This window comes from Arsenophonus sp. (assembly GCA_031446085.1).
Taxonomy (GTDB): Bacteria; Pseudomonadota; Gammaproteobacteria; order Enterobacterales; family Enterobacteriaceae.
Map to the genome: position 1 here is coordinate 269,217 of CP132901.1, position 14,253 is coordinate 283,469.

The 14,253-nt window shown below is 22.1% G+C and carries 14 protein-coding genes and 2 tRNA genes; 6 read left to right on the forward strand and 10 right to left on the reverse strand.

Annotated elements, in window-relative coordinates; translation table 11 throughout:
• Position 1 precedes the first annotated feature (1 nt).
• On the reverse strand, positions 2–826 hold the full coding sequence (locus RA161_01270) for a sugar phosphate nucleotidyltransferase (protein WMY97685.1): 825 nt from the start codon (positions 824–826) through the stop codon (positions 2–4).
• Between the two features lie 160 nt (positions 827–986).
• On the opposite strand from RA161_01270, the gene RA161_01275 reads away from it, so the two are divergent.
• Positions 987–1,625 carry an MBL fold metallo-hydrolase gene (locus tag RA161_01275; GenBank protein ID WMY97686.1) on the forward strand — a complete coding sequence of 213 codons (639 nt, stop codon included), beginning with the start codon at positions 987–989 and terminating at the stop codon, positions 1,623–1,625.
• Between the two features lie 6 nt (positions 1,626–1,631).
• Here the strand turns inward: RA161_01275 and RA161_01280 are convergent, their stop codons facing one another.
• The 3 genes from RA161_01280 to asnS form a co-directional block, all read right to left on the reverse strand.
• Positions 1,632–2,825: an amino acid aminotransferase gene (locus RA161_01280; protein ID WMY97687.1), complete on the reverse strand. Its 1,194-nt coding sequence runs from the start codon at positions 2,823–2,825 to the stop codon at positions 1,632–1,634.
• Between the two features lie 91 nt (positions 2,826–2,916).
• Positions 2,917–4,041: a porin gene (locus tag RA161_01285; GenBank protein ID WMY97688.1), complete on the reverse strand. Its 1,125-nt coding sequence runs from the start codon at positions 4,039–4,041 to the stop codon at positions 2,917–2,919.
• Between the two features lie 236 nt (positions 4,042–4,277).
• Entirely contained in the window at positions 4,278–5,684 is a 1,407-nt protein-coding gene (gene asnS, locus RA161_01290) for an asparagine--tRNA ligase (protein ID WMY97751.1), read from the reverse strand.
• A 674-nt stretch (positions 5,685–6,358) separates the two neighbouring features.
• Here asnS and rpsF point away from each other — a divergent pair.
• The 3 genes from rpsF (at position 6,359) to rplI (ending at position 7,539) form a co-directional block, all read left to right on the forward strand.
• A complete protein-coding gene (gene rpsF, locus RA161_01295) occupies positions 6,359–6,697 on the forward strand; it encodes a 30S ribosomal protein S6 (protein WMY97689.1) in 339 nt (112 codons plus the stop codon).
• Positions 6,698–6,819: 122 nt separating this feature from the next.
• A complete protein-coding gene (gene rpsR / locus RA161_01300; GenBank protein ID WMY97690.1) occupies positions 6,820–7,047 on the forward strand; it encodes a 30S ribosomal protein S18 in 228 nt (75 codons plus the stop codon).
• Positions 7,048–7,074: 27 nt separating this feature from the next.
• Entirely contained in the window at positions 7,075–7,539 is a 465-nt protein-coding gene (gene rplI, locus RA161_01305) for a 50S ribosomal protein L9 (GenBank protein WMY97691.1), read from the forward strand.
• A 13-nt stretch (positions 7,540–7,552) separates the two neighbouring features.
• Here rplI and kdsB read toward each other — a convergent pair whose 3' ends face one another.
• From kdsB to alaS, 6 genes are all read right to left on the reverse strand, one after another.
• Positions 7,553–8,329 (reverse strand): 3-deoxy-manno-octulosonate cytidylyltransferase, encoded by a 777-nt coding sequence (kdsB, locus tag RA161_01310; protein ID WMY97692.1) that lies wholly within the window; start codon positions 8,327–8,329, stop codon positions 7,553–7,555.
• Entirely contained in the window at positions 8,322–8,495 is a 174-nt protein-coding gene (locus RA161_01315) for a Trm112 family protein (protein WMY97752.1), read from the reverse strand. The genes kdsB and RA161_01315 overlap by 8 nt, the downstream gene beginning before the upstream one ends.
• Before the next feature lie 72 nt (positions 8,496–8,567).
• Positions 8,568–8,641: transfer RNA gene (locus tag RA161_01320), tRNA-Arg, on the reverse strand.
• Positions 8,642–8,659: 18 nt separating this feature from the next.
• A tRNA-Ser gene (locus RA161_01325) sits at positions 8,660–8,747 on the reverse strand.
• Between the two features lie 302 nt (positions 8,748–9,049).
• Positions 9,050–9,226 carry a carbon storage regulator CsrA gene (csrA, locus tag RA161_01330; protein WMY97693.1) on the reverse strand — a complete coding sequence of 59 codons (177 nt, stop codon included), beginning with the start codon at positions 9,224–9,226 and terminating at the stop codon, positions 9,050–9,052.
• A 102-nt stretch (positions 9,227–9,328) separates the two neighbouring features.
• Positions 9,329–11,968: an alanine--tRNA ligase gene (gene alaS / locus RA161_01335; GenBank protein ID WMY97694.1), complete on the reverse strand. Its 2,640-nt coding sequence runs from the start codon at positions 11,966–11,968 to the stop codon at positions 9,329–9,331.
• Positions 11,969–12,461: 493 nt separating this feature from the next.
• On the opposite strand from alaS, the gene ssb reads away from it, so the two are divergent.
• Both ssb and gap read left to right on the forward strand, forming a co-directional pair.
• Positions 12,462–12,941 carry a single-stranded DNA-binding protein gene (gene ssb / locus RA161_01340; GenBank protein WMY97695.1) on the forward strand — a complete coding sequence of 160 codons (480 nt, stop codon included), beginning with the start codon at positions 12,462–12,464 and terminating at the stop codon, positions 12,939–12,941.
• A 138-nt stretch (positions 12,942–13,079) separates the two neighbouring features.
• Positions 13,080–14,081: a type I glyceraldehyde-3-phosphate dehydrogenase gene (gene gap, locus RA161_01345; GenBank protein ID WMY97696.1), complete on the forward strand. Its 1,002-nt coding sequence runs from the start codon at positions 13,080–13,082 to the stop codon at positions 14,079–14,081.
• Positions 14,082–14,253: the final 172 nt, after the last annotated feature.

Below are 14,253 nucleotides of genomic sequence, written 5' to 3' on the forward strand. Positions count from 1 at the left end.
TTTACTTTAAATTATATTTAATCCATTGATTAAATTTATTTCCTAATGTTTCATGTTTTAAACTGAATTCTAAAAAAGCCTTCATATATTCTAATTTGTTACCACAATCATGATATTTACCTTTTAAAAAATGTGCTTCAACTTTTTCATGTTTAATCAACATTTTAATTGCATCTGTCAAATCTATAGAATTATTAAAAATATTACCTTCATTTTCTAAAAAATTCCATATTTTTTCAGAAAATACATATCTTCCAACAATAGATAAATTAGAATTTATTTCATGAAATTCTGGTTTTTCTATTATATTATTGATAATATTTTTTTTAGACTCCATTTCTTTTTTTAAACTTACAATTCCATAACTTGAAATATTTTTTTTTGATATTGGAGTGACTAAAATTTGACTTAATCTACACTTGTTAAATTTCATCAACATAGCACTGAGATTTTCTTGATTTAGATTTGATGCATATTGATTTATAATAACGTCTGGTAAAATCAATGCGAATGGTTGATAACCAACTAATGGTTTTGCACATAATATTGCATTTCCTATTCCTTTTGGAATATCTTGATTAACATATTTAATTATAGGTATTTTAAAATCTTTAAAATGTATATTGTTAAAAAATAAATTAGAATGTTCTTGGACAAATTCTAATTTATTTTTTAAATATTTTTTAATAGAACGTTTTTTACTATTAATTACGAGTATTATATTTTTTAAATTAGAAAAAATACATTCGTAAAAAATGTAATCAATCAATGGTTTATCTGCTAATGGTAACATTTCTTTAGGAATAGATTTTGTAGAAGGAAACATTCTACTACCAATTCCAGCAGCAGGAATAATAACTTTAGTAATTTCTTTATTACAATTATTAATTTTTTTTCCTTGCTAAATAATTTTAGTATAAAATACTATATAATTATATATAATTATATAATTATGAAAAGTAAAATATTTTTATAGGTTTAAAAAAATGAAATTTGAAATTATTCAGGTTACTTATTTAAAACAAAATTGTACAATAATTTGGGATGAAAACACATTAGATGGAGTTGTCGTAGATCCAGGTGGAAAAAGTAAAAAAATAATTCAAAAAATAAAACATTATGCAATTAATATAAAATATATATTACTAACACATGGACATTTTGATCATATATCTGATGCAATGAAAATATCTAAATATTTTTCTATACCTATTATTGGTCCAAATATAGAAGATAAATTTTTATTTGAAAATTTTTCATTACAATCAAATGTTATTTCAAATAACATAAAAAATTTTAATTTTTATCCAAATTTATGGCTTAATGATAATGATGTAATTACTTTTGGTACTATCAAATTCAATGTTTTACATTGCCCAGGTCATACTCCTGGACATGTAATCTTTGTAAATCATAAAGATAAAATAATTTCTATTGGAGATGTTTTATTTCATAAAAGTATTGGAAGAACGGATTTACCTAGAGGAAATTTTATAACCTTAATAAATTCTATAAGAAAAAAAATATTTGTTTTAGATGATGATTATAAATTTATACCTGGTCATGGAAAAATTTCAACTTTAGGAATTGAAAAAAAATATAATCCATTTTTTAAAAAAAATTAAGTTTTTTTACCTTGTTACTGAAATAATTGAATCACATAAAAATGGAATATTCTTTGATGTTAAAGCTGCAATATTAATTCGCCCTGAATCAATTAAATAAATACCATATTCTTTTCTTAATCTTTCAATATTATGTTTATCTAAATCTGTAAATGAAAACATCCCATTTTGTTTTTTAATAAAATCAAAATGTTCCGAATTACTTCTTTCTTTTAAATTTTTAACTAACAATCTTCTCATTTTTTTTATTCTATTACGCATACTAGTTAATTCCATAATCCATTCTTTTTTTAAAATTTTATTTGATAGAATTGTACTAACAATAGCTGCTCCATGTGATGGAGGATTAGAATAATTAGATCTTATAATTAATTTAGTTTGACTTAGTACATTTTCTGCATGTACACTATTTTTAGCAATAATTGTATAAGAACCAACACGTTCATTATATAAACTAAAATTTTTTGAATAAGAATTTAAAACAATAATTTCAGGATTGTTTTTTGCAAAAATTCGTAAACTTAGTGTGTCTTGATATAAATCAGTTGAAAAACCTTGATATGCAAAATCAAATATTGGTAATAATTTTTTTTTCTCTGCAAGTAATGATAATATTTTCCATTGCTCAGGAGTAGGATCAATTCCAGTAGGATTATGGCAACATCCATGCAATAATAATACATCTCCAAATTTTGTATATTTTAGACTATTTAACATTTTTTCAAAATTTAAATTATGATTATGGGAATCATAATAATTATATTGACAAATTTCTAATCCAGAATTTTTAAAAATAGTGTTATGATTAGGCCAAGTTGGATTACTAATCCATACGCGTTTAATAAAAGAATTACTCGATAAAAAATCAGCTATTATGCGTAATGCACTAGTACCACCAGGAGTTTGAGAAGTTCTTGCTCGATTTTCTTTAATAATTGGATTATTTTTTCCTAATAATAAATTTTGAGTTAAATTACAAAAATTTGGAATACCAATAATATTAAGATAATTTTTTGTTACTTCATTTTCTAATAAATATTTTTCTGCTTTTTTTACAGATTCTAAAATAGGTGTTTTCCCAAATTCATTTTTATATATCCCAATTCCTAAATTAATTTTTTCTTTTCTTTGATCAAGATTAAATTTTTCTAATAAATCAATAATAGGATCCTGTAATGCAAATTTAATTTTTTCAAACATATATAAACCATAAATTAAAATTATTAATATCATAATAAAAGCAGCGATAAATCGCTGCTTTTATTATTTTAAAAAATTACAATATTAAAAACTAAAACTGATATATTAAACCTACACCAAATACACTATCAGTACCAATGTTATGTGTTTGAGTAAATTCATTGTTATTTATTAAATTCATTTTATAATCAACAACTGCAACTAAATTTTTATTAAAATTATAATACGTTCCTAATGAAATATATTTAAGTAATTTTTGTCTAGATAATACATTTCCATTATCTTTTTTTGTAGATTCAATATAAGATATAGAAGGTTTTAACCCTAAATCATCAAATGAATATTGAGCAACTAACTCTAAATTTTCAGTTTTGTTACCAATATTGTCTATATCAGATTCAATTCGATCAAAATCTCCCACAATTCTACTTAATCTAAAATGTTCACCGTAAATAGCAGCTGTATATAAATTATTAAACTTATATTTTACACCTAAATTCCAACCTTGAGGATGATCACTGTAAGTACTTTCATACATTTCTTGGCTTAAATTTAATGGAATAATCGTATTGGATCTAATATATCCTAGACCTAATGTTACGCCACTATCACCAACATCATATTGAACTGATAAACCCCATCCACTTCCATTATTTTTTAAAATATCTTTACTACCTGAATTATTATTTTTATTTTTTCCTTGATATTGCAAAGCAAAATTTAATCCATCAACTAATCCAAAAAAATCAGCTGTACGATAAGTTAATAAATTACGATTAAGTCCAACCATATAACTGTCAGATTGACGAATATATCCTAAATTAAATAACGGCGATATATTGGTCCATACACTAATATCACGTAATACTCCATAATTACGACCATAATCAATAGATCCATAATTAGGTGAACTAAATCCAATATACGCTAATTTGTTTTTATGTATACTTTCATCTTCTGTAGTATTTGTATTAGTATTCAAAGCAAAATGTCCATAACCACGAAATTCATCTGATATATAAACATTTCCTTTTATTCCTAAAGTAAAGTTAGAATTGTCACCTCGTTCATGACTATCTTTTTTCGTAAAATGATGTCTTGCTTTCATTTTCCCATAAAAATCCAATTGATTTCCATCTTGATTATAGATTTCAGCTGAATTTACTGTGGTAACAAATAAAGCTGTAATCATTATTACAAGAACGTTCCGCTTCATTATGTTTTCCTCATTATTGTTTTATATTATTTGTTTTATAAAACAAATCTATAGTTCAATAAATACACTTCTTGTTGATTTAATATCAAAATTTTTTATTAAGTTAAAAATCTGATAAAGTTAACTTATTGATTAAGTTTAAATAATCTTTTTTTACATAATTTTTTTATAGAAAAAAAATTCGTCATACTAAATATAATTTAAATATTTTTTATAAACCACTTGATAAAAATTTTCTAATAATTTAAGTTTCCTACTGCTCGTGGGAATGGTATAGCTTCACGAATATTTTTTATTCCCGTTACATAACTTATCAATCGTTCAAATCCCAATCCAAACCCTGCATGAGGTACAGTTCCATAACGACGTAAATCTGTATACCAAGAATATTTATTTAGATTTATTTTATTTTCTTTCATTCTTAAACATAAAAAATTATAACGCTCTTCTCTTTCAGAGCCTCCAATAATTTCTCCTACGCCAGATATTAAAACATCCATTGACGATACAGTCTTATTATCATCATTTAAACGCATGTAAAAAGCTTTTATATTTTTTGGATGATTTTTTATAATCACTGTATTTTTGAAATATTTTTCAACTAAATATCGTTCATGTTCTGTATTCAAATCTATGCCATAAAGAACTGATCTTTTAAATTCATCTTTTGATTTCTTTAATATTTTTATAGCATCACGATAATCCAATTGAACAAAATCATTACTAATAAATTTTTCAAGTCTATTTAATATTAAATTATCTATTTTTTTCGACAAAAAAAATAAATCGTCATTCCTTTCATTTAAAACGATACTGACTATGTATTTTAACATTTTTTCTGATAAAATTGCAATATCATTTAATCTTCCAAAAGCTAATTCTGGTTCTACCATCCAAAATTCTGCTAAATGACGATTAGTATTTGAATTTTCTGCTCTAAAAGTAGGACCAAAAGTATAAACTTTTTTTAAAGCACATGCATAAGATTCTGCATGTAATTGACCAGATACTGTTAAAAATACCTTTTTTTTAAAAAAAGAATCATGTTCTGATTTAAAATTACTTGAATTAATTTGATTATTATTTTCTGAATTTTTATTAGAAATGATTTCAAACATTGCACTACTTCCTTCTGTATCTAAAGATGTTATAATAGGAGTAGAAATCCAAATATATCCTTCCTTATTAAAAAAAGAATGTATAGCGTATGCTATAGTATTTCTAATTCTAGAAATCGCACCTATAATATTAGTTCTAGGACGAAGATGAGCAACTTCACGTAAATATTCTATAGTGTGCTGTTTTGAAGATATTGGATAAGATTCTGGATTTTCTATTTTTCCGATTACAACAACCTCATTTGCTACTATCTCTACATTTTGTTTTTTTCCTTTAGATTTACAAATTTTACCAATTACTTCAACAGTACAATGAGTCGTTAGCAACGATATTTCTTTATAATTCTTTAAAAAATTATGTACAATAACTTGTAATGGTGTTAAACAAGAACCATCATATATCATCAAAAATAAAAATCCTTTTTTCGAGACTCTTTTAGTTCTAACCCAACCTTTAATAATAATATTACTACCTATTTTTATATTTCCATTAAGTACTTTTAATATAGAAACCGTTTTAATCATTTTCATTTTTTAAATCTGTTCTTAATTTTCATTTTTTTTACATATTTAATTTGATATAAACTACCAAAAAATTAAATTGATTATAAAAAACATCAATAAATAGAATTTATTCCAAAAACTAAACTTTAAAAAAGTATTTTTCAACATTATACAAATTTTTATTTTATTTTAAAATAGAAACATTTAATTTTACTTTTACTTAAAAATTAATATTTTCATTTAATCACTAATGAACTTTAATATTAGAACCTCAAAAAACTGATTTTTTTTTACGCATTTTATAAAAATAAAATTTAAATTTATAAAGAAATAATTTACAATCAGATTATAAATATTTAGAATATTAAAAACAAGAAACTTTTTAATAAAAATAAAAAATATTTAATTAAATATATTTAATTCATTTGAAAATAATTTTTACAATTAAAAATAATTATTTAAAAATTTTGATATAAATAGTCAAGTTTTAAAATTATTAGAAATAATAATATCAAACTAAGATAGTTAAACAACATTTTTTTAATTTTCAATCTATACAATTATTATTTAATTTGGTAAAATTTTTATTAAAACAAGTAATATTATTAATTAATGATTTATTTTTTTTATAAAAAATCTTTTATTACTTTAAGTTAAAAGGTATACTAATAATGTTTTATTATGAAATTATTTTCATGATCCATCCCGAATATAGCGAAAAAGTTACTAGTATTATCAATAGTTATACGGAATTTATTATCAATGAAAATGGGAAAATATATAGATCTGAAAATTGGGGACGTCGTCAATTAGCTTATACAATTAATAAATTACATAAAGCTCATTATTTTTTAATGAATATTAAAGCAAAAAAAAGTACTGTTGCAGATCTTGAAAAGAAAATTCGTTTTAACGATGCTATTATTCGAAGTTTAATATTAAAAGTTAAAAACTCTATTACAATTGAATCGCCGATGTTAAAAAATAAAGAAAAAAATTTGATTGTTTCTGAACAGAAAAAATTAAATACATAATAAAAATATCGATTTTAAATTTTAAATATTGATTTAATATCTTAAATTTGATCTATTAAAAAGAAATTTTATAAATTTTAAATAAAAAATAACTGTTTTTTTACTAATAGGATAATATTGATATGATTCGTTATATTCGAAAACGTAAATTTTGTCGTTTTACTTCAGAAAAAATTAAAGAAATCGATTATAAAGATATTAATATTCTAAAAAGTTATATTAATGAAAATGGGAAAATTGTTCCAAGTCGAATTACAGGAACTTCTTCAAAATATCAACGTCAATTGTCTATAGCAATCAAACGTGCAAGATATTTATCTTTATTACCATATACAGATAATCATCAATAAAAAAATAAAATATTTTTGGAAATAAAAATGAAAGTTATTCTACTTAAAAAAATTGAAAAATTAGGCAATATCGGAGAAATAGCTTTTGTAAAATCAGGATATGCCAGAAATTATTTAATACCTAAAGAAAAAGCTTTAATTGCAACTAAAGAAAATATTTCTTTTTTTAAAGAAAAAAGAAATGAAATAGAAAAAAAAGAAAAAAAAATATTTGAAGATGCTCAAAATCGTTTAAAAAAAATAAAAAATATAAAAAATATTATAATTTATGCAAAATCAGGTTTACAGGGTCGACTATTTGGATCAATAGGAAAAAAAGATATAATTAAAGAATTTTACAAAAAAAATATTTTAATTTCTAAGAATGAAATATATCTAAAAAACGGAATTTTTAAAAATACTGGAAAGTACGAAATAATATTAAAATTACATTCAGAAATTAATTACAAATTTAATATTGTTATTTTGGATAAAAAAGAAGAAGAAAAATAGTTCTTAAAAAAAACTATCTATAAGTATTAGAAAAATTTTTTGTTTTTTCAATATCTTTAATTTCATTTATTGAAAAAATTCTATGGTTATTTATTAATAATACGTAAATTTTTTCTTCATTCCAGAGATACCTAAGTTGTTCTAACATTTCAATTTTTTCTATTGGACTTTCTCCCCATTTAATATAATTTAAAATAGAAAAAACACGATATGCATAAATACCTATATGATGAAAGTAATGTTTTTTTTCTTTTTCGATTAAAATTTCACTATTTATTGAACTATATTTAAAAGGTATAGGTGCTCTAGAAAAATATAATGCATAATTTTTTTTATTTAAAATAACTTTTACTATAGATGGATTTAACAAATCTTCTTTTTTATGAATATTACAAGCTACAGTACTTATATTAGTTTTTTTTAAAAAAATACTATTTGCTACTTTATTAATAATATTTGAAGAAATAAAAGGCTCATCAGCTTGAACATTTACTATTACATCCTCATGATGTAAGTTATATTTATTAATAACTTCAGAAATTCTTTCAGTTCCTGATTGATGTGTATTACATGTCATACATACTAGAATATTTTTTTCTGTTCGTCGTAATATTATATCTCTAATTTTTTTATTATCAGTAGCAACTATTACTTTTTTAGCATTAGATTTCAATGCATTTTCTAATACTCTAATAATCATAGGTTTTCCAAAAATACTATATAAAACTTTTTTTGGAAACCTGACAGATGATAATCTTGCAGGTATAACGACAAAAAAATTTTTATTCATCTAAAGATATCTTCCTTGCTTCTTCTTTTAATAATACTGGAATATTGTTACGTATTGGATATGCGAGATGATCATTTTTACAAATAAATTCTACATTTTTAGAATCATAAAATAATTTTCCAAGACAAATAGGACATACAACTATTTTTAATAAAAATGCATCTATCATTTTTTTATTTACCAATAAAAAATTTTATTTTTAAATAAATAATAAAATATTTAAAAATAAAATTTTTTACGCATCCAGGAGGATTCGAACCTCCGACCGCTCGGTTCGTAGCCGAGTACTCTATCCAACTGAGCTATGGATGCAAAAAAAATATATCAATTCGGTGAAAGAGGGATTCGAACCCTCGATGTAGTTCAACTACATACTCCCTTAGCAGGGGAGCGCCTTCAACCACTCGGCCACATCACCATTAAATTTAATTTTAATAAATATTATTATATTTTAAATATTATCAGATACAAACTAGAATAATTATATTATTTTTAATAAAAAACTAAAATAGTTTTATTTAAAATAAAACTATAATTTTAATTATAAAATACAATGAATATCTTAAAAATTTTATTTTTAAATATAAAAAATCTATATTTTATTTAATTCTTTTTATCTTTGAATAAAAAGTTAAATAAAAAACTATTATAGTTTTTTATTTAAAAAAAATTAATATTTTATTTTTAAATTAAAATAATTTAAGAAAAATTATTTATTGATTACAATATTTTGTTAGCCTGCTGAATACGTTGATAAATTTCTTCGCGATGTACAGAAATATTTTTAGGTGCATTAACACCAAGACGTACCTGATTTCCTTTAATACCTAAAACTGTAACTGTGATGTTATCGTTTATTATAAGTGTTTCACCAACTCGACGAGTCAGAATAAGCATTCTTTGCTCCTTGAAATTATAAAGTAGTGAGATTTTGTTGAAAAGAAGAATTATTTTTTTATCTTAAATAAGATAACATAATGAAAAAAATTATTTAATTCATTAAATAATTTTTAGATTAATCCATTTTTCAATAGAGGTCAAAATTATAGATAAATTTTTTATTTTATCTCCTCTAGCTTGTGCTATTTCAACATTCCCTCCTCCTTTAATATGTATTTTTTTATTAATAAATAAAATAATTTCATTCGAACTAATTTTATTTATTATTTTTTTACTAACACTGGAAATGACAAAAAAATTTTTCTCTCTAATACTAAATAAAACAATAATAGAAATTCTTAATTGCTCTTTTAATTTACGAATTATTAAATACAATTCTTTTTGTTCAAAATTTTTTAAAGACTGTACCAATATATTAACATTATTAATACATTTATTTTTTTTAATAAGATCCATAACCTTTTTATCTACTCTATTTTTTTTATATTTATTTATTTTTTTTTCAAAATTATAATTTTTATTCAAAATATCTTTTATTTTTTTTAATAATTTTTCATCGTTAACATTTATTTCTTTTTTAATACTATTTAATAGACTTAATTTTTCAAGAACATAATTAACAGCTGTATTCCCTGTAATACCTTCAATTCTATATATACCTGATCCAATATTTTCTTTTCTTTTTATATGAAAAAATCCTATATCACCAGTACGTTCTACATGTGTACCTCCACATAATTCTAAAGAAAACTTATTTCCCATATCAACAACGCGCACTTTTTCTTCATATTCTTTATCTACTAATCCAATTGCACCGCTCTTCTTTGCTTTATCTATAGATATAATTTTGCTACAAATCGGATAATTTTTCTGAATTTCTAAATTCACTATATTTTCAATTTTATCTAAATCCATATTTGTAATATTTTTAAAATGCGTAAAATCAAAACGAAAATAATTTTCATTTATAAATGATCCTTTTTGTAAAATGTGTTTTCCAAACATGTAAAGCAAAGTTGCATGTAACAAATGTGTAGCAGAATGATTAATAGATATTGCTTGTCTTCTATAAAAATCTATTTCTGCTTTTATCACATCATTTTTCTTTATTTTTCCAAAAATCAACTTACCAAAATGTAATATTGTTTTTCCATATTTCTGAGTATTAGAAACTAAAAATTTAGATTGATCATTATATAATAATCCGGTATCACCAATTTGCCCTCCAGATTCCATATAAAATGGAGTTTGATCTATTATAATAATACCTGATTCGTTTTTATTTAAAATATCAACAATTTTATTATTATGATTTATAATGCATATTACAATACTTTTTAATTTAAAACTATTATAACCTTTAAAAACAGTATTATAATTCAAATTTATTAATTTTTGATAAGATGAAAATCTGATATTAGATTGTTTACTTTGATTTTTCTGATTCTGCATGGCTAACAGAAAATCTGATTTACTAATTCTAATATTTCTTTCTTTACAAATTTCAAAAGATAAATCAAATGGAAAACCATACGTATCATATAAATTAAATATTATTTTTCCAGATAAAATATTATCTTTCACTTTTTCCAATTCTTTAATTAATATTTTCATTCCATTTGATAACGTTAAATTAAATTTTTTTTCTTCATTTTTAATAATATTTCTAATAAAAACATTTTTCTCATTTAAAGTTTGAAATATATTTCCTACTACTTTAATAAAAGGGTCAACTAATCTATAAAAAAATATTTCTTTTATGCCTAACATATATCCATGACGAATTGCACGTCTAATAATACGACGTAACACATATCCTCTTCCAGAATTAGAAGGCAATATACCATCATCAATTAATAAAGATACAGATCTAATATGGTCTGAAAGAACTTTTAATGATCTATGTCTTATATCGTTATAATTTAAGGTTTTTGCTATACATAATAGCAATTCTCTAAATATATCAGTTTCATAACTAGAATCTACATTTTGTAATATTGCTGAAATACGTTCTAATCCCATTCCAGTATCTATAGAAGGTTTTTTTAATTTTAATAAACTACCATCCAATTGACGATTAAATTCAATAAAAACAATATTCCAAATTTCAATGAATCTATCACGATCATCAATATCTAATTGATTGATACAAGAATGAGATAAATTTTCTTGAATATTATAAAAAATTTCAGTACAAGGACCACATGGACCAGTATCACCCATTTTCCAAAAATTATCAGAAATAGATGATTTTGAATAATTTTTTTTCTTAATAATATGAGATTTATCAATACCTATATCTTTAATCCAGATATTATATGTTTCATTATCTTCATAATGAATTGTAACCCATATTTTTTTTACTTCTAAATTAAACCATTCTTTACTTGTTAATAATTCCCAAGCATATCTTATAGCATCTCTTTTAAAATAGTCACCAAAACTAAAATTTCCTAACATTTCAAAAAAAGTATGATGATAATTAGTATATCCTACTTTATCTAAATCATTATCTTTTCCACCTACTCTAAGACATTTTTGAATTGTAACAACTCTTGAATATTTACTACTACTTGGTACTAAAAAAAAATCTTTAAATTGATTCATTCCAGCATTGGTAAATAATAATGTAGGATCATTTTTTAATACTAATGAACTACTTGGTAATATTTTATGTTTTTTCATTTTAAAAAAATCAAAAAACATTTGACGAATTTCAATTGAACTTTTGTAGTTCATAATAATCCTAAAGTTTATAAGTTTAAAAAAAAAATATAAAAAATTATAAGATGTTTTTTAAAAAAAAATCTGAATTCACTTAAATATTTTTATATTTCATTTAAAATGAAATGTATTTTAAATACATAATTAAAAGTGGAAAAAAACACAAAAAAAATTTTAATAAAATAAGTTTATTTTTATGCTACTCTTTATCATTTATATAATATACACTATGTATTCATGTCAAATATAAATAAATATTGGTAATAAAATATAACTATTTTTGATATTTATTTAAAACAGTTAGCCAAAATAATAAAATATTCCAAATCACCATTAGTTTGATCATGCTACCATTATATAAAAAAATATAACATTTTGGACTAAATATCATAACATGATAGAATAATCTAAATTTGTATTGGAATAATAATTCCATGAGTGAATAAATTTAAAAACATGTATTGATAGTTAAATAAAAATACTTTATAACAACGGAGATAAGCTAATTATGGCCAATAGAGGAATTAATAAAGTTATATTAATTGGAAACTTGGGACAAAATCCAGATATAAGATATATGCCAAATGGAGGAGCAGTGGCTAATATCACATTAGCTACTTCAGAAACATGGAAAGATAAAAAGAATAATGTAATAAAAGAAAAAACTGAATGGCATCGTGTCGTTATTTTTGGTAAATTGGCAGAAATTGCAAGAGAATATTTGCATAAAGGATCTCAAATATATATTGAAGGATCATTACAAACTAGAAAATGGCAAGACCAAAATGGTCAAGACCGTTATGTAACAGAAATTATTGTTAATATGAATGGAACATTACAAATGTTAGGGAAAAAAATAGAATCTAAACAAGACAATCTCGAAATGAATCAGAATTTTAATTATCAAATAGAAAAAAAAGACAGTAAATCTAACAAAATTGAAGAAGATATTTTAAACTTTAATGAAGATGAAGAAATTCCGTTTTAGTAACTTGAAATCATATTTTTATATGGTATATTAAATATAAAAATTTCATACTTATATTAGTTATAAGTTATATATTTGTTTTACAGATTTATCTAACATTATTTTTCGAAAAATAACATTCACTTAAATGGTAATTTAATGTCTATAAAAATTGGTATTAATGGATTTGGCCGTATCGGAAAAACAATTTTCCGTGCTGCTCAAAAAAGAAAAAATATATCAATTGTTGCTATAAATGATATTTCAGATTTTCATTATATAGGGTATATGATGAAATATGATTCAACTCATGGAGTTTTTTCAAATTCTGTTAAAATTGAAGATAACTATATTATAGTAAATAAAAAAAAAATTTATTGTATCTCAGAAAAATATCCAAAAAATATAAATTGGAATCAATTTGATGTTGATATAGTTATTGAAGCAACTGGATTATTCTTAGATTATAAAAAATCTTTTCAGCATATAAAATCTGGTGCTAAAAAAGTAATTTTAACTGCACCCCCTATCTCTAACGATGTCCCTATATTTGTTATGGGAATTAATCATAAAAAATATAATAATGAAAAAATAATATCTAATGCTTCATGTACTACTTATTGTTTAGCACCAATTGCTAAAATTATTCATGAAAATTTTGGAATAATTGAAGGATTTATGAGTACAATACATGCAGTAACATCAACACAAAAAACAGTAGATGGAACTACTAAAAAAAATTGGCGATTTGGTAGAAGTGCCTATCAAAACATTATACCTTCATCTACCGGTGCAATTTATTCTATTGAAAAAATATTACCGGAACTAAAAAATAAATTAAAAGGCATATCATTTAGAGTTCCAATATCTAATGTTTCACTACTTGATTTAACAATCAGATTAAAAAAAAACATAAATTATGAAGAACTTTTTTTTCATGTTAAAAAAGCTTCTAATTCATTCTTAAAAGGAATATTAAATTATACTACAGATGAAGTTGTTTCATCTGACTTCAATGGAGAAACAACAACTTCTATTATTGATATGAAAGCAAGTCAAATATTAAATAAAAATTTAATAAAATTGATTTCTTGGTATGACAATGAAACAGGTTATTCTAATAAAATCCTAGATTTAATCGAATATATTAGTAAAAAATAAAAAAAGTTATTAATAAATAAAGATATATCAAAAAATTATAATTTTTAATATATAAAAACTATAATTTTTTAAGTAAACATGTACTTCAGATTCAAATTTTATTTTTTTAAATTAAAATGATCAATTTATTCAACAAATATTATCCCTTCTTTTATACATCAATTATCTCTAA

What these genes read in the sequence shown, in the direction of transcription:
- RA161_01270 (WMY97685.1), bottom strand. Translation starts at nt 826, where the DNA reads ATGTTTCCTTCTACAAAATCTATTCCTAAAGAAATGTTACCATTAGCA.
- RA161_01275 (WMY97686.1), top strand. Translation starts at nt 987, where the DNA reads ATGAAATTTGAAATTATTCAGGTTACTTATTTAAAACAAAATTGTACA.
- RA161_01280 (WMY97687.1), bottom strand. Translation starts at nt 2,825, where the DNA reads ATGTTTGAAAAAATTAAATTTGCATTACAGGATCCTATTATTGATTTA.
- RA161_01285 (WMY97688.1), bottom strand. Translation starts at nt 4,041, where the DNA reads ATGAAGCGGAACGTTCTTGTAATAATGATTACAGCTTTATTTGTTACC.
- asnS (WMY97751.1), bottom strand. Translation starts at nt 5,684, where the DNA reads ATGATTAAAACGGTTTCTATATTAAAAGTACTTAATGGAAATATAAAA.
- rpsF (WMY97689.1), top strand. Translation starts at nt 6,359, where the DNA reads ATGATCCATCCCGAATATAGCGAAAAAGTTACTAGTATTATCAATAGT.
- rpsR (WMY97690.1), top strand. Translation starts at nt 6,820, where the DNA reads ATGATTCGTTATATTCGAAAACGTAAATTTTGTCGTTTTACTTCAGAA.
- rplI (WMY97691.1), top strand. Translation starts at nt 7,075, where the DNA reads ATGAAAGTTATTCTACTTAAAAAAATTGAAAAATTAGGCAATATCGGA.
- kdsB (WMY97692.1), bottom strand. Translation starts at nt 8,329, where the DNA reads ATGAATAAAAATTTTTTTGTCGTTATACCTGCAAGATTATCATCTGTC.
- csrA (WMY97693.1), bottom strand. Translation starts at nt 9,226, where the DNA reads ATGCTTATTCTGACTCGTCGAGTTGGTGAAACACTTATAATAAACGAT.
- alaS (WMY97694.1), bottom strand. Translation starts at nt 11,968, where the DNA reads ATGAACTACAAAAGTTCAATTGAAATTCGTCAAATGTTTTTTGATTTT.
- ssb (WMY97695.1), top strand. Translation starts at nt 12,462, where the DNA reads ATGGCCAATAGAGGAATTAATAAAGTTATATTAATTGGAAACTTGGGA.
- gap (WMY97696.1), top strand. Translation starts at nt 13,080, where the DNA reads ATGTCTATAAAAATTGGTATTAATGGATTTGGCCGTATCGGAAAAACA.